This window comes from Streptomyces sp. NPDC127098 (genome assembly GCF_042722465.1).
GTDB classification, from domain to species: domain Bacteria; phylum Actinomycetota; class Actinomycetes; order Streptomycetales; family Streptomycetaceae; genus Streptomyces; species Streptomyces millisiae.
The window spans coordinates 23627-42341 of sequence record NZ_JBHXFJ010000006.1; the positions used below are offsets into that span (position 1 = coordinate 23627).

General features: G+C 74.0%; 16 protein-coding genes. 8 read left to right on the forward strand and 8 right to left on the reverse strand.

Annotated elements, in window-relative coordinates; all coding sequences use genetic code 11:
- Window positions 1–12: 12 nt before the first annotated feature.
- Genes ACFWI8_RS06135 through ACFWI8_RS06145 form a run of 3 tightly spaced genes read right to left on the reverse strand, consistent with a single transcriptional unit; the run spans window position 13 to window position 3493 of the window.
- On the reverse strand, window positions 13–2514 hold the full coding sequence (locus tag ACFWI8_RS06135) for an FtsX-like permease family protein (RefSeq protein ID WP_387086424.1): 2502 nt from the start codon (window positions 2512–2514) through the stop codon (window positions 13–15).
- A 5-nt stretch (window positions 2515–2519) separates the two neighbouring features.
- Complete coding sequence (locus tag ACFWI8_RS06140) at window positions 2520–3260, reverse strand: ABC transporter ATP-binding protein (RefSeq protein ID WP_387086427.1); 741 nt, start codon at window positions 3258–3260, stop codon at window positions 2520–2522.
- Window positions 3257–3493, reverse strand: coding sequence for a hypothetical protein (locus ACFWI8_RS06145; RefSeq protein ID WP_387086430.1), 237 nt, complete (start codon window positions 3491–3493; stop codon window positions 3257–3259). Before ACFWI8_RS06145 ends, ACFWI8_RS06140 begins: the two co-directional genes overlap by 4 nt.
- Before the next feature lie 259 nt (window positions 3494–3752).
- On the opposite strand from ACFWI8_RS06145, the gene ACFWI8_RS06150 reads away from it, so the two are divergent.
- On the forward strand, window positions 3753–5168 hold the full coding sequence (locus ACFWI8_RS06150; RefSeq protein WP_387086433.1) for an SPFH domain-containing protein: 1416 nt from the start codon (window positions 3753–3755) through the stop codon (window positions 5166–5168).
- A 24-nt stretch (window positions 5169–5192) separates the two neighbouring features.
- Here the strand turns inward: ACFWI8_RS06150 and ACFWI8_RS06155 are convergent, their stop codons facing one another.
- Window positions 5193–6926, reverse strand: coding sequence for a cellulase family glycosylhydrolase (locus tag ACFWI8_RS06155; RefSeq protein WP_387086436.1), 1734 nt, complete (start codon window positions 6924–6926; stop codon window positions 5193–5195).
- A gap of 283 nt (window positions 6927–7209) precedes the next feature.
- Between ACFWI8_RS06155 and ACFWI8_RS06160 the strand changes: the two genes are divergently transcribed.
- Window positions 7210–7842, forward strand: coding sequence for a ClpP family protease (locus ACFWI8_RS06160; protein ID WP_387086439.1), 633 nt, complete (start codon window positions 7210–7212; stop codon window positions 7840–7842).
- A 2-nt stretch (window positions 7843–7844) separates the two neighbouring features.
- Window positions 7845–8453: a ClpP family protease gene (locus ACFWI8_RS06165; RefSeq protein WP_387086442.1), complete on the forward strand. Its 609-nt coding sequence runs from the start codon at window positions 7845–7847 to the stop codon at window positions 8451–8453.
- A gap of 701 nt (window positions 8454–9154) precedes the next feature.
- On the opposite strand, the gene ACFWI8_RS06170 is transcribed toward ACFWI8_RS06165, so the two are convergent.
- Window positions 9155–9574 (reverse strand): helix-turn-helix domain-containing protein, encoded by a 420-nt coding sequence (locus ACFWI8_RS06170; RefSeq protein WP_387086445.1) that lies wholly within the window; start codon window positions 9572–9574, stop codon window positions 9155–9157.
- A gap of 154 nt (window positions 9575–9728) precedes the next feature.
- Between ACFWI8_RS06170 and ACFWI8_RS06175 the strand changes: the two genes are divergently transcribed.
- From ACFWI8_RS06175 to ACFWI8_RS06190, 4 genes are all read left to right on the forward strand, one after another.
- Window positions 9729–11123, forward strand: coding sequence for an AAA family ATPase (locus ACFWI8_RS06175; RefSeq protein WP_387086448.1), 1395 nt, complete (start codon window positions 9729–9731; stop codon window positions 11121–11123).
- 269 nt (window positions 11124–11392) lie between these two features.
- Window positions 11393–12187: a serine protease gene (locus ACFWI8_RS06180; protein WP_387086451.1), complete on the forward strand. Its 795-nt coding sequence runs from the start codon at window positions 11393–11395 to the stop codon at window positions 12185–12187.
- 195 nt (window positions 12188–12382) lie between these two features.
- Entirely contained in the window at window positions 12383–13363 is a 981-nt protein-coding gene (locus tag ACFWI8_RS06185; RefSeq protein ID WP_387086453.1) for a glycosyltransferase family 2 protein, read from the forward strand.
- Window positions 13363–14754: a polysialyltransferase family glycosyltransferase gene (locus tag ACFWI8_RS06190; protein WP_387086455.1), complete on the forward strand. Its 1392-nt coding sequence runs from the start codon at window positions 13363–13365 to the stop codon at window positions 14752–14754. The genes ACFWI8_RS06185 and ACFWI8_RS06190 overlap by 1 nt, the downstream gene beginning before the upstream one ends.
- A 14-nt stretch (window positions 14755–14768) precedes the next feature.
- On the opposite strand, the gene ACFWI8_RS06195 is transcribed toward ACFWI8_RS06190, so the two are convergent.
- The 3 genes from ACFWI8_RS06195 to ACFWI8_RS06205 all read right to left on the reverse strand — a co-directional run bounded on the left by ACFWI8_RS06195 (window position 14769) and on the right by ACFWI8_RS06205 (window position 17844).
- Window positions 14769–15851 carry an acyltransferase gene (locus tag ACFWI8_RS06195; protein WP_387086457.1) on the reverse strand — a complete coding sequence of 361 codons (1083 nt, stop codon included), beginning with the start codon at window positions 15849–15851 and terminating at the stop codon, window positions 14769–14771.
- A 122-nt stretch (window positions 15852–15973) separates the two neighbouring features.
- Window positions 15974–17071: an acyltransferase gene (locus tag ACFWI8_RS06200; RefSeq protein WP_387086459.1), complete on the reverse strand. Its 1098-nt coding sequence runs from the start codon at window positions 17069–17071 to the stop codon at window positions 15974–15976.
- 89 nt (window positions 17072–17160) lie between these two features.
- On the reverse strand, window positions 17161–17844 hold the full coding sequence (locus ACFWI8_RS06205) for a vancomycin high temperature exclusion protein (RefSeq protein ID WP_387086709.1): 684 nt from the start codon (window positions 17842–17844) through the stop codon (window positions 17161–17163).
- A gap of 111 nt (window positions 17845–17955) precedes the next feature.
- Between ACFWI8_RS06205 and ACFWI8_RS06210 the strand changes: the two genes are divergently transcribed.
- On the forward strand, window positions 17956–18690 hold the full coding sequence (locus tag ACFWI8_RS06210) for a sulfite exporter TauE/SafE family protein (protein ID WP_387086461.1): 735 nt from the start codon (window positions 17956–17958) through the stop codon (window positions 18688–18690).
- The last annotated feature ends 25 nt before the right edge of the window (window positions 18691–18715 follow it).

The following is an 18715-nucleotide window of genomic DNA, read 5'->3' on the forward strand; positions in this document are numbered from 1 at the left end:
CGGTCCCGCGGCTCAGCCGGTGGGCGCGGCGCGCAGCGCCCGGCGGGTGGGGAGTTCGGTGGTGAGGAAGGCGACGGCGGCGACCGTGGCGGCGGCCGCCGGCAGCAGCCAGCCGGGTCCCGCCGGCCAGGGTCGGTCCAGGAAGCCCTGGCCGAGGAGGGCGAGCGGGACGGCGGAGAGGGCGAGCCCGGCGGCGAGCGCGGCGGCGGTGACGATCGCGGCCTCGCGCCGCATCATGGCGCGGATCTGCCGGGGCGTGGTGCCGATGAGGCGGAGCGCGGCGATCTCCTCGCGGCGCTGGGCGGTGGTGGCGACGAGCCGGTTGGCGATGGTGAGCAGCAGGTAGCCGAGGAGGACCACGACGACGGCCAGGTTCATCCAGACCTCGGGCGGGGCCTCGCCGCCGGTGTCGAGGGCGGTCGCCTCGACGGTGAGTCCCGGGCGGGCGGCGACGAGTTCGGCGAGGGCGGCCTCGGCGCCCACCTCGTCGTCGGTGCGGACCAGCAGGCTCTGGTCGAGGTCACCGGTGGTGTGGCCGGCCGCGAGGTCGCGGGAGAGCGCGATCGGTCCGAAGCCGAGGCCGCGGGCGTAGACGGCGACGACGCGGGCCTCGACCTGGGTGCCGTCGCCGAGCACCAGGCTCACCCGGGAGCCGAGCCCCGCGTCGCGGGTGCGGGCGACGTCCTCGCTGACCGCGACGGTGTCGCCGGTGAGGTCGGCCAGGCTGCCGGCCCGCACGTCGAGATCGAGGACGGCCGGCGCGTCCGGGGTGAGGACCAGCGCGGACGCCGACTCCACCTCGGTCTCGCCGAGCATCCGGTAGGAGTGGATCACGGTGGTGGTGCCGACCGGGACCGCGGCCCGGACCCCGGGGGTCGCCCGCACCTCCGGCAGCACGTCGGCGGGCAGCCCGCCGAGCGCCGGCGCGGCGAGTCGGTGCTGGGCGAGGGTGCCGTCGTGCACGTCCGCGTCGGCGGCGGCCAGCACGGTGGTCTGGGCGAGGACGTAGGTGAGGACGAAGGCGACCGCCATGCCGAGGGCGCTGACGACGCCGGCCAGACGCAGCGCGTGGCCGCGGATGTTGGCCGTCGCCAGCCAGGTGGCGGCCGAGGCGCGGGCCGGCAGCCGCCTGGCGAGGGCGCCGCTCGCCCGCCCGACCAGCGCCGGGCCGGCCATGGCCAGGCCGATCGCCCCGACGATGCCGGCCATCGAGGTGGCGGCCGCGCCGAGCGCGTTCCGCGCCAGCAGCGGCGCGACCGAGAGGGTGGTCGCGGCGGCGATCACCAGCAGCCCGGCGTGGGTGCGGAGGCGGGACGGGACGCGCGGCTCGACGCGCGACTCGGCGACCGCCTCGGTGGCCGGCATCCGGGAGGCGCGCCACGCCGCGCCCCTGGCCGACACCTGGACGACGACCGCCACCAGGAGGACGGTGAGGAGCGCCGGGAGCGGGCCGCGGGTGAGCGGCAGGGCCTCGGGGAGGACGCCGCGTTCGGCGAGCGCGGCCCTGAACCGCTCGGCCAGCGGATAGCCGAGGGCGACGCCGGGCACCAGGGCGACGGCGGCGATCACACTCGCCTGGGCGGCGGCGAGGTGGCGGATCTGCTTCGGGGTCGCGCCGACGGCCCGCATCAGGGCGAGTTCGCGCCGCTGCCCGGCGACGGAGACGGCCAGCGCGCCGGCCATGGCGAAGCCGGTGACCAGCAGCACGACGCCGGACAGCGAGCCGGCGAGCAGGATCAGCAGGGAACGCGCGGCGCCGGCCGCGGGCTCGGCGAGGTCGCCGCGGTCCGCGCCGGTGGCGACCGTGAGGCCGGGTTCCTCGGCGAGTTCGTCCCGTACCGCGGCGGCGAGCGCCGCGGCACCGCCCGGCTCGGCGCGCAGCCCGACGAGGTCGACCGTGCCGGGGCGGCCGGCGAGGTCGGCGGCGGTCGGGTCGGCGAAGAGCAGGCCGGCCCCCGGCGCGTCGACCACGGCGGAGACGCGGTACTCGGCCGTCCGGCCGGCCGCGGAGACCAGGACCCGGTCGCCGGCGCGCACGTCGCCGGCGGCGGCGAGGGCGGCGTCGAGCGCGACCTCGCCGGCGCCGGCCGGCGGCGCGCCGTCGACCTCGGGGTCGGCGAACAGGCCGATCGACGCCCAGCCGTGCCCGGCGGTCGCCGGGTCCTCGGTCGCCACGACCCGGCCGTCGGAGGCGACGAGCGCGGCGGGGAAGCCGAGGTCGCCGACGGCCGCGGTGACGCCCGGCAGCTCGGCGAGGCGGTCGGTGAGCCCGGCCGGCACCCGGCCGCGTTCGGGGAGCGCGATCGGCAGGTCGCCGCCGGTCCTGAACGTCTGGTCGGCGGCGACCACGACGTCCACGTCGCCGAGCCGGCCGGCCGGCAGGTGGGAGCGGAGCCCGGACTCGGCGAGCACGCCGGTCGCGGTGATCAGCGCGGCGCCGCCGAGCACCGCGCACGCCACGGCGAGGAGGGCCGTGATCCGGCGTCTGGCCATGTCCGCCGCGAGACGCAGCATGGGGCTCAGTCCTTTCCGAGGGCGACGAGCCGGTCGGCGAGTTCGACGGCGGTGGGCCGGTCGAGGGTGTCCACGACGCGGCCGTCGGCCATCACCAGGGCGCGGTGCGCCCGCGCGGCGGCGGCCGGGTCGTGGGTGACCATCACGACGGTCTGCCGCAGTTCGTCGACGAGGTCGCGCAGCAGGTCGAGCACCTGGTGGGCGGTGCGCAGGTCGAGCGCGCCGGTCGGCTCGTCGGCGAACACCACGGCCGGCCTGGCCACCAGGGCCCGGACGATGGCGGCGCGTTGCTGCTGCCCGCCGGAGAGCTCGGTCGGGCGGTGGCCGAGCCGGCCGGCGAGGCCGACCCGCTCGACCAGCGCGTTCACCCACTCCCGGTCCGGGGCGCGGCCGGCGAGCCGCAGCGGCAGGGTGATGTTGTCGGCGACGCTGAGCGAGGGCACCAGGTTGTAGGACTGGAAGACGAACCCGACGCGCTCCCGGCGCAGTTCGGTGCGGCGCGTCTCGTTCAGCCGGCCGATCTCGTGCCCGTCGACGGAGACGCCGCCCTCGCTCGGCACGTCGAGCCCGGCGGCGCAGTGCATCAGGGTGCTCTTGCCGGAGCCCGAGGGGCCCATCACGGCGAGGAAGGTGCCGCGCTCCACGGTCAACGACACGTCGTGCAGGGCGCGCACCCCGCCCGGGTAGGTCTTGCCGACCCGGGTGAGGACGATCGCGGGGGCCGGCCGGGTGGCGGTGGCGCTCACCGGCGCGACCTGAGGCGGAGCGCGACGAGGGCGGCCCCGCTGAGGACGGTGACGGAGCCGAAGGCGAGGTTGGCGGCGGTCGGGGCTCCGGCGAGCGAGCCCACGGAGTTGCCGACCGCGCTGACCGCCAGGACCAGCCACAGCAGTCCCGGCAGCAGCCCGGGCCGGGCGGCGGCGGACGGCGGTGTGGGGGCGCTCGCGGTGTCGCCGGTGAGGAGGTAGGGGTCGTCCATGTCGGGCTCCCGTCACGGTGGTTCGGTCTCGGCTGGGCTGACGAACAACGAAACTAGTGACGGCGGGGTCGGCGGCCGAGCCCGCTGGCCACCCGATCGGGACTACAGCGGGCTGTACCCCCCGGGCTCGGGAACTGACGGAATTGACAAGCAACAGCCTTGCGGCGAAGGGTCGTTGGCGTCACGGCCGAGGAACGGCGAACCGTAGTCTTGGCCGCGTCGTCCGTGTCGTGCACCACACCCCGGCCGAGGAGTGGCCTTGGATCTCGTCATCACCCTGATCGCCAACGCGGTCGGCCTGCCGCTGCTCATCGTGCTGGGGATCACCGCGGCCAAGTCCGTCCCGGCCGGGCAGGTCTTCCTCGTCGAACGGTTCGGCCGCTACCACCGGACGCTGCGGCCCGGCTGGAACCTGGTCATCCCGTGGATCGAGAAGGTCGCACACCGCGTCGAGACCAGGCTGCGGGTGGTGCGGATGACGGCGGCGCCGGTGGCCACCAGGGACGGGGGCCAGCTGAGCATCGACATCACCCTCTACGTCGAGGTGTTCGACCCGGTGCAGGCGATGTACGACGTCGCCGACCACGAGCAGGCGTTGCAGCAGCAGGTCGACAACTCGGTGCGGGCGCACGTCGGTTCGCTGGACCGGGAGCAGGCGCTCGGCTCGCGCACCCGGATCGGCACCACGCTGCACGAGGAGTTGAGCGCGTCCGCGGCGGCCTGGGGCGTCCGGATCGACCGGATCCTCGTCGACCCGGTCGACGCGGGACCCGCCGCGCGCGGCCCTCGGGCCTCGGGCCCCGCCGAGACGGGACAGTGGCCGCTGGAGAGCGGCGACCCGCGCCGGGTCGGCGCCTACGACCTGGTCGCGCGGCTCGGCGAGGGCGGGATGGGCACGGTCTTCCTGGGCCGCTCACCGGACCAGCGGCTGGTGGCGGTCAAGGTGATCCGCGGCCAGTTCGAGGCCGACGACGCGTTCCGCCGGCGGTTCGCGCGGGAGGTCGAGACCGCCAGGCGGGTGGGCGGCGTCCGCACCGCGGCCGTGGTCGACGCCGACCCGGACGGCGAACCGCCGTGGCTGGCCACCGAGTACATCCCGGGCCCCTCGCTCCAGTACGTCATCAACCGGCACGGCGCGCTGCCCGCGCCCACCCTGTACATGATCGCGGGCGGGGTGGCCGAGGCCCTGCACGGCATCCACGGCTGCGGCATCATCCACCGCGACCTGAAGCCGAGCAACATCATCGTCTCCGAGGGCGGCCCCCGCGTCATCGACTTCGGGATCGCCCGCGCCGTCGACAGCACCGCCCTGACCCGCACCGGACACGTCGTCGGCACGCCCGGCTTCCTCGCGCCCGAGCAGCTGACGGGCGGCGCGGTCACGCCCGCCACCGACGTGTACGCGTACGGCATGGTGCTGTGCCACGCCGGTGGCATCGCGGCGCTCGCCGACGGGCAGCCGGTCCAGGCGGCCCTCGGCATGCTGCCGGCCGGGCTGCGGGATCTCGTGCAGGGCTGTCTGGCGCCCGATCCCGCGGCCCGGCCGAGCGTGGCCGAGATCAGTGAGCGGCTGGCCAACCCGTGGGCCGCCACCGTCGACGCCTGGCTGCCGCCGCCGGTGCGGACCATGATCGACCTGCACGCCGCCAACACCCAGCCGGCGGTCCGGTCCTAGACCCCCGGGCGTCGGCCCCGGGCCTCAGGCCGGGGTGCCGGTGACCGTGGAGCCGGAGCGGGTGAGGGTGTAGCGGACGGTGGTGCCGCTCCAGAAGTGGAAGGTCAGCGTGACCGTGGAGTTGTCGCGGACCTCGGCGAAGAACGCGGCGGGCAGGGTGATCTCGCCCCCGCTGTAGTTCGGCGAGAACGCGGCGCCGAACTCCTTGTACGAGGTCCAGTTGTGCGGCCCGGCGAAGCCGCCGTCGGAGTAGACCGCCTCCATGGTGGCCAGTTGGTCGCCGTTGAACGCGGTCGGGACGGTCAGCCCGTTCGTCGTGCCGCTGGCGGCGCGCACGGTCGGCGGGGCGTAGGTGATGACGTTCAGGTCCCACGGCACGCCGCGCGAGAAGCGGGCCGACAGCACGGCGTTGACGCCGTAGGCCCCGGAGGCGGTGAGCCGGGCCAGGGTGGGTCCTGTGATGGTGAGCCGGTCGCCGCTCACCGTGTAGTCGGTGCCCCGCACCAGCTGGGTCGAGCCGTGGTGGACCGAGCTCAGGGTGTTGCCGTTGAGGTTCAGGGCGATGGTCGCGGCGGCCGGGGTCTGGCCGCGGCGGACGAAGATCTGGTCGGTCGCGGCCGTCGACGAGGCCGTGGTCCAGCTGGACCTGATCTGCCGGAAGAGGCTCGGGTCGGTCCACTGGAGCGTGGTCCGGTTGAAGTGCTGGCCGTTGTCCCACAGCATCGTCGTGAGCTGGCGCGAGCGCGCGTAGTTGCCGAGGAACTCGAAGAACTTCAGCTTCTCGCCCTGCTCGATGACGCCGGTGTGGCGGTCGAAGCCGAGCAGCCCGTACTCGCCGACGATCACCGGGATGCCGCGGGCCGTGAACGCGTTGTGGACGCGGTCGAAGGTGTTGACCAGGTCCTGCTGGGTCTCCGCGTCGAACCGGGTGTAGCCGGCGACGTTCACGCTGAACGGCCAGAAACCGTAGAAGTGCACCGTGGCCACCAGGTTGGGGTCGTTCAGCGCCGTGAAGGTGGCCGTCAGTTCGTCGAGCCTGGCCTGGTCGGCGTTGGTGCGCAGGGTCGGCAGCACCAGGATCCGGCTGGCGTTGTTGCCGCCGGAGCGCCGGACGACGCCGTGGAACGTGGTGTTGAGCTCGTGCAGCAGCTGGGCGTTCTGCGCGTCACCCGAACTGCCCTCGAAGAACGGCTCGTTGATGCTCTCGAAGAGCAGCCGGTCGGAGGAGCCGCGGAAGGTGTTCGCGATCTGGGTCCAGGTGGCGGTGAACCGGGCCAGCACGGCGTCGTGCTGGGTCGGCAGGTTCATCACCCACTGCCAGGAGTCGTGGTGCACGTTGATCAGCACGTGGAGCCCCTCGGCCAGCGCCCAGTCGACGACCTCCCTCACCCGGGCCAGGTAGGCCGGGTCGATGGTGTAGGAGGGCGCCGCGCCCTGGTGCTGGCTCCAGGTCACCGGGATCCGCACGCTGTTGAAGCCCTGCGCCCTGATGGAGCGCAGCAGCTCGCGGGTGACCCGCGGGTTGCCCCACGAGGTCTCGTCCGAGCCGGTGGAGTCGAGGGTGTTGCCGAGGTTCCAGCCGGGCTGCATGGCCGCGACCGTGGACTGGGCCGAGGCGACGGCCGGCGGCCGGCGGTCCTCCGCCGCGTGGGCGGTGGGGGCGGCGACCGCCAGGCCGAGCAGGATCGCCAGCGCGGTGAGGGCGGTCAGCAGGGGGGTCAGGAGGGGGATGAGTGGGGGAGGCGTACGGCTCTGCACGGTCGTCCCTTCCGTTCGATGCCGCGAGGTGGGGGGGGTGGGGCGAAAACGGTTGGGAGCCCGGGCGGTTGGGAGCGCTCCCAGTCAAGGTCCGGATGCTAGCTGTCGAACGTCGTTCGCATAAGCGGTCGCGCGCCCGGCTGGCGCTCGGCTGAGAGGAGATCTGCCACGGGCCGAGAAACCTTCGGCGCGCGCCGGATCCGGCCGAGGGTGGGAGGAGAGCGGCCCGGCGCGCCGGCGCCGGGCGCATACCTCGCCCCTCGAACCTCGACAGGGAGGACCGATGACAGCAACCCTGCCCATCCGGGCGGCGGACGGGGACACCCCGCCCAGCCGGTTCGACGACCATCTCGCGGCCCGCCTGCTCACCCAGCGGATCGTGTTCCTCGGCACGCAGGTCGACGAGGTGTCGGCGAACCGGATCTGCGCCCAACTCCTGCTGCTCTCGGCCGAGAGCCCCAAGGCCGACATCAGCCTCTACATCAACAGCCCGGGCGGCTCGGTGCACGCCGGGCTCGCCATCTACGACACGATGCGGCTGATCCCCAACGACGTGGCCACGCTCGCCATGGGGTTCGCCGGCAGCATGGGCCAGTTCCTGCTCACCGTCGGCGCGGCCGGCAAGCGCTACGCCCTGCCGCACGCCCGCGTCATGATGCACCAGCCGTCCGCCGGCATCGGCGGGACCACGGCGGACATCGAGATCCAGGCGGAGAACCTGGAGCACACCAAGCGGACCATCGAGCGGATCACCGCCGAGCACAGCGGCCAGTCCCCCGAGACCATCGCCAGGGACGGCGACCGCGACCGCTGGTTCACGGCCGAGGAGGCCAGGGAGTACGGGCTGGTCGACCACGTGCTGACGTCGCTGGACGACGTGCGGCCGGCCGGCCTTCAGCGAAGGACGGGGTTCTGAGGATGAGCCAGTACACGATTCCGACCGTGGTCGAGCGCACCCCGAACGGCGAGCGCGCCTACGACATCTACAGCCGGCTGCTCTCCGAGCGCGTCATCTTCCTCGGCACCGAGATCGACGACGGCGTGGCGAACGTCGTCATCGCGCAGCTGATCCACCTGGAGTCGGCGAGCCCGGAGAGCGAGATCTCGATCTACCTCAACTCGCCGGGCGGCTCGTACACCTCGCTGATGGCCATCTACGACACGATGACCTACGTCAGCGCGCCGATCTCCACCATCTGCGTCGGGCAGGCGGCGTCCACGGCCGCCGTGCTGCTCGCCGGCGGCGACCCGGGCCGGCGGGTGGTGCTCGAACACGCCAGGGTGCTGCTCGGCCAACCGGCGAGCGGCGGCCGGCAGGGAACGGTCTCCGACCTCAGCCTCCAGGCCAAGGAGATGGTCAGGATCCGCTCGCAGGTGGAGGAGGTGCTGGCCCGCCACACGCCGCACGACGTCGCCACGCTCCGCGCCGACATGGACCGGGACCGGGTGTTCACGGCCCACGAGGCGGTGCAGTACGGCCTCGCGGACCAGGTCCTGACCCGCCGGCCGTCACTTCCGGGCGCCTGACCACGCGGGCCGGGCGATCCGGACGGGACAGGGGGCCGGCCGGAGCGGCGCCGGCGACCGCGACGGCCAGGTCAACCGCCCGGTTGGCGCGGCCCGTGCGCTCCAGCCCGGGCGGCGCCCACCGGCTTCGGCGCAACGCGGACCGAGCGGGCGGCGCGGCACCGATAACAGGCGCAGTGCCGCGCCAGCGGCCGGCAAACAACCCGCCGCAGAGGCCGTGCCCGCCTGCGCACCACGCGGCTATGCGGCGCCGACCCGTGCGCGCCGTGCGCCACGTCGGCGCGGCCAAGCGGGCGCTGGCCCGGTGCGGCGCCGACGGCCTGACCCCACGCGCCACCTAGTCACGCGGTGAACCGCCCGGCCGCCGCCGGCCGGGCCGCCCGGCCGGCAGACACTCGCCGCAGCGCCGAGCGCCGACCTGGGACGGCGGCAGCCACCCCGCCCCGGCGCGGCCGGCACGCCAGCGGCGAACCGCGCACGGAGCGGCGCCGACGCACAGCGGCGCGGGGCCCGGCAACGGCCATCCGCTTCGGCGCCGGGGGCAAGCAGGCGACGACTCGCCGCAGGCGCCAAGCGCCAACCCCGGACGGCGGCAGCCACCCCGCCCCGGCGCAGCCGGCACGCGGCCACCCGCCCCGGCGCGCCCGGTCACGCGGCGCGGGCGCCCCGGTCCCGATGCCGCGCTCCGCGCGGCTACGCGGCTAGGCCGCGAGGCGCAGTTCGCTGGAGTGGCGGCCGGGGGTGCGGCCGTGGCGGGGGGCGAGGCGGGTGACGGAGGAGGTGGTGGTGCGGGGCGTGGGGGCGAGTCGGCCGTGGGCGCGGGCGAGGAGCTCGGCCAGGCTGAGGCCGAGGGCGCGGGCGACGGCGGCGAGCACCTCGGACGAGGCCTCCTTGCGACCGCGCTCCAGCTCGGAGAGGTACGGCATGGAGATGCGGGCCTCGTCGGCCACGTCCTTGAGGGTCCGCTCCTGGGTCCGGCGTTCGTGGCGCAGCACGTCGCCGACCAGGTGCCGCCACAGCGGCTCCTTGGCGCGGGGCGCCTCCGGGCGCGGGGTCAGGGGAACGACGCGGGCGGCGCGCTCCGCCTCGTCGGGGGCGGGTTTCGGGGCGTGGTCGCTCATCCCCCCAGGGTAGGAACGCCGCGCGGCGAGGGCAGCCGTCGCGCGGTACGCGCTCCGCGAACGCCCCGGGCCGAACCGGCGCGCCGCGGTCCGGACGTGAAGGTCCGATGACGTCGTATTGAGCGGCGGCCGGGGTTTCGATCAGTATTGATCGGTGCTCGACACAGCGGACGGCCGTCCCCCACCCGAGCTCGGCGCCGAGGGGCCCCTCGTGGGCCGGGCCGAGCTGTTGGCGCGCGCCGGGGACCGGCTGCGCCGCGGCCGGGCGGTGCTGTTGTCCGGGCCGGTCGGCATCGGGCGGACGGCGGTGCTCGACGCGCTGGCCGACCGCGCCGACCAGGACGGCGCGTTGGTACTGCGCTGCGCGCCGGCGCGCGCCGAGTCGCGGCTGCCGTTCCTGGCGTTGATCGACCTGTACGACCAGCTCGACGAGTCGGGCCTGGCCGCCGTCGACGCGCTGCCGGCCGCGCAGCGCGCCGCGCTGGACGCGGCGCTCACCGGCGGTCCGCCGGCCGTGTCCCGACGGCAGGGCGAACTCGCCCTGCGGCTCGCGGTGTTGTCGCTGCTGCGGGCCCTGGCCCGGCCGGGCAGGCCGGTGTTGCTCGCCATCGACGACCTGCAGTGGCTGGACCGGCCGAGCGCCGAGCTGCTGGCCTTCGCGGCGCGCCGGGTGCGGCGGCTGCCGGTCGGCGTGGTGGCCACCGTGCGCACTCCGCTGACGGGTGGCGACGTCGCCCTTCATCTACGCGCATTGCCCCAGCCGGCGGAGGAACTGCCGGTGGGGCCGTTGGAGTTCGGGCCGCTCGCGGAGCTGCTCGGGCGGCGCCTGGCGGCGGGCGTCCCCGGCTGGGCGTTGCGAGAGATCCACCGCACCAGCGGCGGCAACCCGCACTTCGCCCTGGAGCTGGCCCGCGCGGTCGCCGGCGGGCGCGCGGTGCCCCGTCCCGGCGAGCCGCTGCCGATGCCCGCCCAACTGCGTGCGGAGGCACGTCGGTTGCTCGGCCCGCTGGCGCCGGGCGCCCGCCAGACGCTGCTGTTGGCGAGCCTGGGGGCGGGGCTCGGGCCCGCGTCGCCCACCGTGGACTCGCTGCGGGCGGCCGGGCGGCCGCGGGCCGCGGTGGAGGTGGCCGAGGCGGTCCGGCTGCGGCTGGTGGAGCCGCCGGCCGAGGACGGGGTGGTGCGGTTCACGCATCCGCTGCTGCCGGCCGCGCTGCGCGCCGAGGCCCCGCAGGACCAGCGCCTCGCGGCGCTCGCGGCGCTCACGGCGGGCGCCGCCCGCCCCTCGCCGACGCTCGCGCCCCCCGTGTGCTCCATCCCCCCGGCGCGCGGCCGGGATACGGTCGCCGGTGGCGGCCCGTTCGCGGCGCTCGCCGAGATGGAGCGCCGGGTGGTCGGCCTGGTGACGGAGGGCGGCACCAACCGGGAGATAGCCGCCCGGCTGTGCGTCAGCGTCAAGACGGTCGAGGCCACCCTGACCCGGGTCTACCGCAAGCTCGGCGTCCGCTCCCGGGTGGACGTGGTTCGGCTCGCGGCTGGCGCGCCGGCCTGAACCCCGCGCCCCACAGCGGGTTTTCCCCATGTGGGGTCCGCGCCGGAGGGCCAAAGGGCCCCCGATTATGGGGAGTTCCCCTCTTGGGGGCCGCCTCCCGTGCCGGCTAGCGTGAAGCGACCACGCGTCGCGTCGTGCGAAACCGAGCGGCCGCGCGCACGCGGTGGGGCCCTTCGCGCCAGGCAACGACGCCGCGCCCCCACCCCTTCCCCCACCGTTCCTCTCCGTCGGTACTTCCCCTCCACCCCCACACCACCCTGAGGAGAAGCATGTCCCTCCTGCCCGCGGGCCGTCGTGCCCTGGCCACCGTCGCCGCGGCCGCCTCGGTCGCCACCGTCGCCGCCGTCCTGACCGCGCCCGCCGCGAGCGCCGCCCCCCAGCCGATCGTCGGCGGCTCCACCACCACGGCCGCGGCCTACCCGTACGTCATGCAGATCACGGACACCAGCGGCTACCAGTACTGCGGTGGCACCCTGGTCACCTCGACCAAGGTGGTCACCGCGGCGCACTGTATGGAGGGCGAGGACGCGGAGGACGTCGTGGTGGTGGGCGGCCGCACCTACCGCAACGGCACCGACGGCACCGAGATCGAGGCCAGCGACATCTGGGTGCACCCGGAGTACGACGGCGCCACGATCACCAACGACGTCGCGGTCATCACGCTGGCCGAGGCCATGCCGTACCAGACGCTGCCCTACGTGGGCGCCGCGGACACCGACGTCTACGCCGCGGGCAGCTCGGCGCGGGTCGTGGGCTGGGGTACCACCAGGGAGAACGGCCCGTCCTCCAACCAGCTCCGCACCGCCGTCGTGCCCACCGTCTCGGACGCCGACTGCGACGAGTCCTACGGCACGGAGTTCGACGCGGCGGCCATGGTCTGCGCGGGGCTGCCGCAGGGCGGCGTGGACACCTGCCAGGGCGACAGCGGCGGGCCGCTGGTGCTTGACGGCAGGCTGGCCGGCGTCGTCTCCTGGGGCTACGGCTGCGCCCGCGCCGGCTACCCGGGCGTCTACACCCGGCTGACCAGCTACGCGGACGACGTGGCCGCGCAGCTCGGCTCCTGACCGCCGCACCGCCGTCCGGCGGTTCGGCCCGGTGCGTGCCCCGCCGCCTCGCCCGCCTCGTCACACGCCGGGCGAGGCGGTGGGATCATCGACCGTACCGACACCGTTCACCCTGACGTCACCCTCCCGTACCCTTTCGCGCCGGCAATCTGTTTAACGTCGCGTTCTACCTGCCCAAAGCCACTGGAAGCCAGCGTGACCAAACTCTCCGTCATCGTCGCCTGTTACAACATGCAGGAGTTCCTGCCCGACACCTTGCGGGCGCTCGCCCGGAACGTGGGCGACGACCGGGAGTTCATTCTGGTCAACGACCACTCCAAGGACGCCACCGGCGAGATGCTGGACCAGGCCGCGGCCCGTATCCCCGGGGTCCGGGTGATCCACCACGAGACCAACCGCGGCATCTCCCGGGTGCGCAACACCGGCATCGACGCCGCCCGCGGGCGCTGGCTGACCTTCCTCGACGGCGACGACTGGTACGCGCCGGGCTACCTCACCCAACTGCTCGCGGCCGTCGAGTCGTTCGACTGCGACTTCGTGCGCACCGACCACGTGCAGGTCACCGGCACCAGCCGCACCCTGGAGCGGGCGCCGGCGCCGCGCCGCAACACCCTGATGGACCCGCGCGACGGCATCCTGCCCGCGCAGCGGAAGAGCATGGTGGACTACCCCAACGTCTGGTCCATGGTCTGCCGGCGGAACGTCTTCGACGACCTCGGCGTGCGCTTCGAGCCGGACCTGCGCACCTGCGAGGACCGGGTCTTCACCTGGCAGCTGCACCTGCGTGCGCGCTCCTATGTCTCGGTGGGCCTGCACGGCCTGTTCTACCGGCGCGGCATCAGCAACTCGCTCACCCAGGTCGGCGACGAGCGGCAGCTGGACTTCATCCCCGCGCACGACCTGATCATGGCGGAGGTGCTGGCCCACCCCGAGGCGGACCGGTTCCTGCCCAAGATCGTTCGCACCTACTGCGCCATGATCGCCTTCCACATCGGCAAGGCGGACCGGCACCAGTCCGACGTGGCCCGCAGGCTGCGGCAGATGTCGTCGGAGGCGCTCCACCGGATGCCGCAGGAACTGCTGGACCGGACGATCAACGAGATGGGCCCCGAGCGCGGCCGGGTGCTGCGCCGGCTGCTCGGCCGGACGACGACGCGTAAGGTGACCGCGGCCTGATGAGCACCGAAGCCACGACCCCCGCGCGCACGCAGATCTTCGAGGTCTCCACGCTCTACGGCGCCGCCACGCTGGCCGCCGCGCTGGACGCCGGCCTCTTCGGGCCCGACGAGGCCGCCGAGGAGCGGATCCTGCTGGTGAGCAACAACGCCGCGATCCCCGAGACCTCGGTGCTGCTCTCCGAGATGACCGGCTGGGACCGGATCGTCACCCGCTTCGACCGGGTGATCAGCTGGAACGACGCCATCGAGCCGCACCATCCGGGCAGTTGGACCCCGCGCGAACACGACGTCCCGATATGGGAGCGGCTGCTGCGCACCGCCTGGGAACTGCCCGACGGGCCGATGGACCTGGTCGTCGAGTCGGTGCACGCCAAGCACTCCATCGCACTGGCCGCGATCTTCGCCGACGCCGACGTGCACGTCTACGCCGACGGCCTGATGAGCTACGGCCCGACCAGGGACCGGCTCAACTGGAACACCGCCTGCCGCATCCAGCGGCTGATCCACCTCGACCTGGTGCCGGGTCTCGCGCCGATGCTGCTCACCGACTACGGCGTGCCGGCCGAGACCGTGCCGGACGACGCGTTCCGCGCCGTGCTCGACGAGATCAGCGCGGCCGAGGGCGACCCGTCCGTGCTGGCCACCCTGGAGGGCGCGGAGCACGAGTCCACGGCCGTCATCCTCGGCCAGTACCTGGCCGCGCTGAACATCCTGGAGCCGGCCGAGGAGGAGGAGCTGCACGCGCGGATGCTGCGCGGTGCCGCCGCGGCCGGCTGCCACTCCGTGGTCTTCAAGCCGCATCCGACGGCGCCGGCCCGCTACTCCAAGGCGCTGGAGAAGGCGGCGGCCGAGGTCGGGGTGCGGCTCACCGTGCTCGACTCGCCGATGCTGGCCGAGACGGTGTTCCACCGGCTGCGGCCCGCCCTGGTGGTGGGGTGTTTCTCCACCGCGCTGCTGACGGCCGCCGCCTACTACGGCATCCCGATCGCCCGGCTCGGCACCGGCACGGTGCTCGGGCGGCTCACCCCGTTCCAGAACAGCAACCGCATCCCGCTGACCATCGTCGACGCCCTGGTCCCCGACATCGAGGAGCGCGGGGCCGGCGAGGTGGTCACGGCGCGGGCGGGGGTCGGCGCCGAGCTCGGCCCGCTGGTGCGGGCCGTGGGCTACTGCATGCAGTTCAAGCGCTACCCCGAGCTGCGCGCCGAGGCCCAGGAGTGGCTGGCCGCGAACCAGGGCAGGACGGCGTCCCGCTATGTGGTGCGGGCGCGGCTGACCACGCTGGCGCTGCCGGGCGGCATCGGCGCCAGCATCACGGGCCAGCTCCCGGGCGGCCGCACGGCGTTGCGGTTTGCCCGGAAGGTGCGGCGCTCCATGCGCCGGGGGTGAGCCCTGGGGTCGGCTCAGCCGAGCCAACGCCGCAGGCCGAGGCGTCCCCACAGCAGGCTCGCGCCGTAGGACAGCGTGAGGGTGACCGTCAGCATCGCCACGAGCAGCAGCGCGGCGAGCGGCGCGCTCAGGTCGGCGGAGACGACCGGGTCGACCAGTTCCTCGACGATGAGGACGTGCACCAGGTAGGCCCCGAGCGCCGCCCCGGCCAGCCGGGAGAGCGTGGGCCGCCAGCGCTCCGGCACCGGTATCCGGTTGAGCAGCGTGATCGCGCAGATGGTGGCGATCCCCACGAAGACGTGGGCGTTGGGTATCGGATAGTGGATGGTGGTGTCGTACCAGACGACCGCCGCCAGCGAGACCAGCATCGTGGCCGCCAGCGCCCAGCGGAGCCGGCGGGAGACGCGGTGCGGCAGGCCGATCAGCAGCGCGCCGCCGACCGCGTAGATCACCTGGTAGGTGCCGAAGCTCCAGCCGAACTCGGGCAGCCCGTCGAAGCCGGTGACCTCGGCCACGGTGGAGAACACGGTCGGGCCCGCCGCGACGCCGAGCAGCGCGAGCCCGAGCCGCCAGGGATGTCTGCCGTTTCTGATCAGCACCACGAGGGCGAGCACGGCCACGATCGGGATGTAGGCGTACATGAACCACAGGTGGTACGCCGGGCGTATCTCGCCGAAGAACGCCTGGGCCGCCAGGTCGGATGTCGGGTCGTCGTTGCGGTCGCGCAGCCAGGCCCAGGCGACGTAGGCCAGACTCCAGACGAACAACGGCACGCTGTTGCGGACGACGCGCGCCCATACGCGCGGCTCGTCCCGCGGTGGGGCGCCCACCAGCACCGCCCAGCCGGCGATGGCGAAGAACAGCGGCACGGCGAACGAACTCACCGAGTCTCCGATGTGCCCGACCCAGTAGGCGCCGGCCCCGTTGGCCCGGTCGTCGTCGGTGGCGTGGATGAAGGTGGCCGACGTGTGCGCGAAGATCACCGTGGCCGAGCCGACCAGGCGCATCAGGTCGACGTCGAAGCGGTGCTCGCGGGCTTGGGCTACCGGCTCGGGCTGTGCGGCGACGGCCGGTGGGGCTGGGATGGTGGTGAGCATGGTCCCGTTCATCAGGTTTTCGAAGCCGAAGTTCGGATCGAGAACTTCTAACAGGGCAAACCTGACGGGACTTCACCTCACCGCGTCCTCCTGGTGAATTCGCGGTGGCGGATCCGTTCCGCTCAGCCGAGCCATCGGCGCAGGCCGAGGCGCTCCCACAGCAGGCTCGCGCCGTAGGACAGCGCGACGATGACGGCCAGCATCGCCAGCAGCGTCAGTGCGGCGACGAAGCCGCTCATGTCGGCCGAGACGACCGGGTCGACCAGCTCCTCGACGAAGAACACGTGCACCAGGTAGGCGCCGAGTGAGGCGCCGGCGAGCCTGGAGAGCGCGGGCCGCCACCGCTCGGGGACCCGCACCCGGTTGAGCAGCAGGATCAGGCAGACGGTGGAGACGCCCACGAACAGGTGGGCGTAGGGGATGGGGTAGTGGACCTGGGTGGAGTACCAGAGGATGCCGGCCTGCGCCGCCACCAGGACCGCGAGCAGGCCCCAGCGCCACCGGGCGGGGACCCGGTGGGGCAGGCCGATCAGCAGCGCGCCGCCGACCGCGTAGATCACCTGGTAGGTGCCGAAGCTCCAGCCGAACTCGGGCAGCCCGTCGAAGCCGGTGACCTCGGTCACCGTGGAGAACACGGTCGGGCCCGCCGCGACGCCGAGCAGCGCCAGGCCCAGGCCCCAGGGGTGCTTGCCGGCCCTGACCAGCACCGCGAAGGCGAGCACGGCCACGATCGGGATGTAGGCGTACATGAACCACAGGTGGTACGCGGGGCGGATGTCGCCGAAGAAGGACTGCGTGGCCAGGTCGACCGCCGGGTCGTCGTTGCGGTCGCGCAGCCAGGCCCAGGCGACGTAGGCCAGGCTCCACACGAACACGGGCACGGCGTTGCGGACGATGCGTGTCCACATCTTCCGCTCGTCCCTGGGCGGGGCGCCCACCAGCACCACCCAGCCGGCCATGGCGAAGAACAGCGGCACCGCGAACCGGCTGAACGACTCCCCGACGTGCCCGACCCAGAAGGCGCCGGCCCCGTTGGCCTCCTGGTCCTCGACGACGTGGACGAAGGAGGAAGCGGTGTGCACGAGGATCACGGCGACCGAGCCGATCACCCGCATCAGGTCGACGTCGTGGCGGTGCTCGCGAGCGGACGGGGCGGGGCCGCGCGGGGTCGGCGTGGTCGGCGTCGACACGGCCGCGGTCGTGGGGGTGGAGTGGGGCATGATTCCGTTCGCGGGTCTCGGGACCAGGGACGTCGGGCCTGTCTAGTCCCCCGGGCGAAACTCCACCTCGCCGTCAAGCGACCAGCAGGTTAACTACCACCCATATCATCTTCTTCTCCTACGGCCGCAAGGATCTCCTGGAGACGTGTCTCACGTGGCCCGGCGAACTGGGGCTCCGGGGTGAAGGCCGCGTCCCAGGCGGCCGGGACGGCGCCCGCGAGCTCCCGCAGCGAGCTGAACACCCGCAGGCCGCTGAGGCGCTCGGGCACCCCCACGCCGTGGGCGTCGATGCCGGCGGCACGGCACAGCGCCAGCGCCCTGGGTATGTGGAACTCCTGCGAGACCAGCAGCGCCCGGGTGACGCCGAACACCTCGGCGGCGCGGGCGCACGAGTTCCACGTGTTGAAGCCGGCGTAGTCGGCGACGATCCGCTCGGCCGGCACACCGAGACCCACCAGGTACTCCCGCATGGCGTCCGGCTCGTTGTACTCCTCGGTGCTGTTGTCCCCGGTGACCAGCAGGGCCTGGACCCGGCCCGAGTGGAAGAGCTCGGCGGCCGCGTCGAGGCGGTGCGCCAGCCACGCCGACGGCTCCCCGCCGGCGCGGAGCCCGGCGCCGAAGACCACGGCGACCGGCGCGGACGGCGCGTCCCCCACCGACCTGACCCGGTCGTGGGTGGAGGCGTGCACCCAGGTGGCCGGCAGCAGCGCGAGCACCACCGCGGCCATGACGACCTGCACCAGGGTGCGCTTGCCGCGCACCGTGCGCGGCATCCGGGGCCGCGACACGCTCGGTAGCCGAAACTTCGTCACGCCGTTATCACGTACCGAACGCCGGACAAGTTCCCCACCGACCCGTTCGAGTGAATAGAGTCTCCGGATGTGGTGAGCGGGCTGAGCGGGATCGACTGGGCGCTGCTCGGCGTCGCGGCGGCCCTGGTGGGCCTGGCCAAGACCTCGATAGGCGGCATCGGCGCCATCAGCGTCGCCCTGTTCGCCGCCGCGCTGCCCGCCCGCGAGTCCAGCGGGGCGCTGCTGCCGCTGCTGATCTTCGGCGACATGCTGGCCGTGCGCGCCTACCGCAGGCACGTGGACTGGTCGGCCCTGCTGCGGCTCTTCCCTTCCGTGGCGGTCGGCGTGGTGCTGGGCGTCGGGTTCATCGCGGTGGTCGACGACACCGTGATGCGCCGCACGATCGGCGGGGTGCTGCTCGCGGTCGTCGCGCTGCACCTGTGGCGGCAGCGGCGCGCGGAGACCGACACCGGCACGGGCCGGTGGCGCGCCCCGGTGTTCGGGCTGCTCGCCGGGTTCACCACGATGGTGGCCAACGCCGGCGGCGCGGTGATGTCGCTGTACCTGCTGTCGGCCGGCTTCCCGAAGCTGGCGTTCCTGGGCACCGCCGCCTGGTTCTTCTTCATCGTCAACCTCTTCAAGGTGCCGTTCAGCGTGGGCCTCGGGCTGATCGACGGGGAGTCGCTGCTGCTGAACGCGGCGCTGGCCGGGGGCGTGCTGCTGGGCGCGTTCGCCGGGCGGCGGCTGATCCGCCGGATCGACCAGGCCAGGTTCGAGCGGCTGGTGCTGCTGTTCACCGTGGTGGCCAGCCTCAACCTGCTGCGCTGAGCGGGTGCGCGCCCGGCCGGGCCGG

Excerpts from the sequence above, each read along its gene's own strand:
- ACFWI8_RS06160 (WP_387086439.1), top strand. The coding sequence starts at position 7,210 with ATGACAGCAACCCTGCCCATCCGGGCGGCGGACGGGGACACCCCGCCC.
- ACFWI8_RS06205 (WP_387086709.1), bottom strand. The coding sequence starts at position 17,844 with ATGCCGCGCACGGTGCGCGGCAAGCGCACCCTGGTGCAGGTCGTCATG.
- ACFWI8_RS06180 (WP_387086451.1), top strand. The coding sequence starts at position 11,393 with ATGTCCCTCCTGCCCGCGGGCCGTCGTGCCCTGGCCACCGTCGCCGCG.
- ACFWI8_RS06170 (WP_387086445.1), bottom strand. The coding sequence starts at position 9,574 with ATGAGCGACCACGCCCCGAAACCCGCCCCCGACGAGGCGGAGCGCGCC.
- ACFWI8_RS06190 (WP_387086455.1), top strand. The coding sequence starts at position 13,363 with ATGAGCACCGAAGCCACGACCCCCGCGCGCACGCAGATCTTCGAGGTC.
- ACFWI8_RS06195 (WP_387086457.1), bottom strand. The coding sequence starts at position 15,851 with ATGCTCACCACCATCCCAGCCCCACCGGCCGTCGCCGCACAGCCCGAG.
- ACFWI8_RS06135 (WP_387086424.1), bottom strand. The coding sequence starts at position 2,514 with ATGCTGCGTCTCGCGGCGGACATGGCCAGACGCCGGATCACGGCCCTC.
- ACFWI8_RS06165 (WP_387086442.1), top strand. The coding sequence starts at position 7,845 with ATGAGCCAGTACACGATTCCGACCGTGGTCGAGCGCACCCCGAACGGC.
- ACFWI8_RS06145 (WP_387086430.1), bottom strand. The coding sequence starts at position 3,493 with ATGGACGACCCCTACCTCCTCACCGGCGACACCGCGAGCGCCCCCACA.
- ACFWI8_RS06200 (WP_387086459.1), bottom strand. The coding sequence starts at position 17,071 with ATGCCCCACTCCACCCCCACGACCGCGGCCGTGTCGACGCCGACCACG.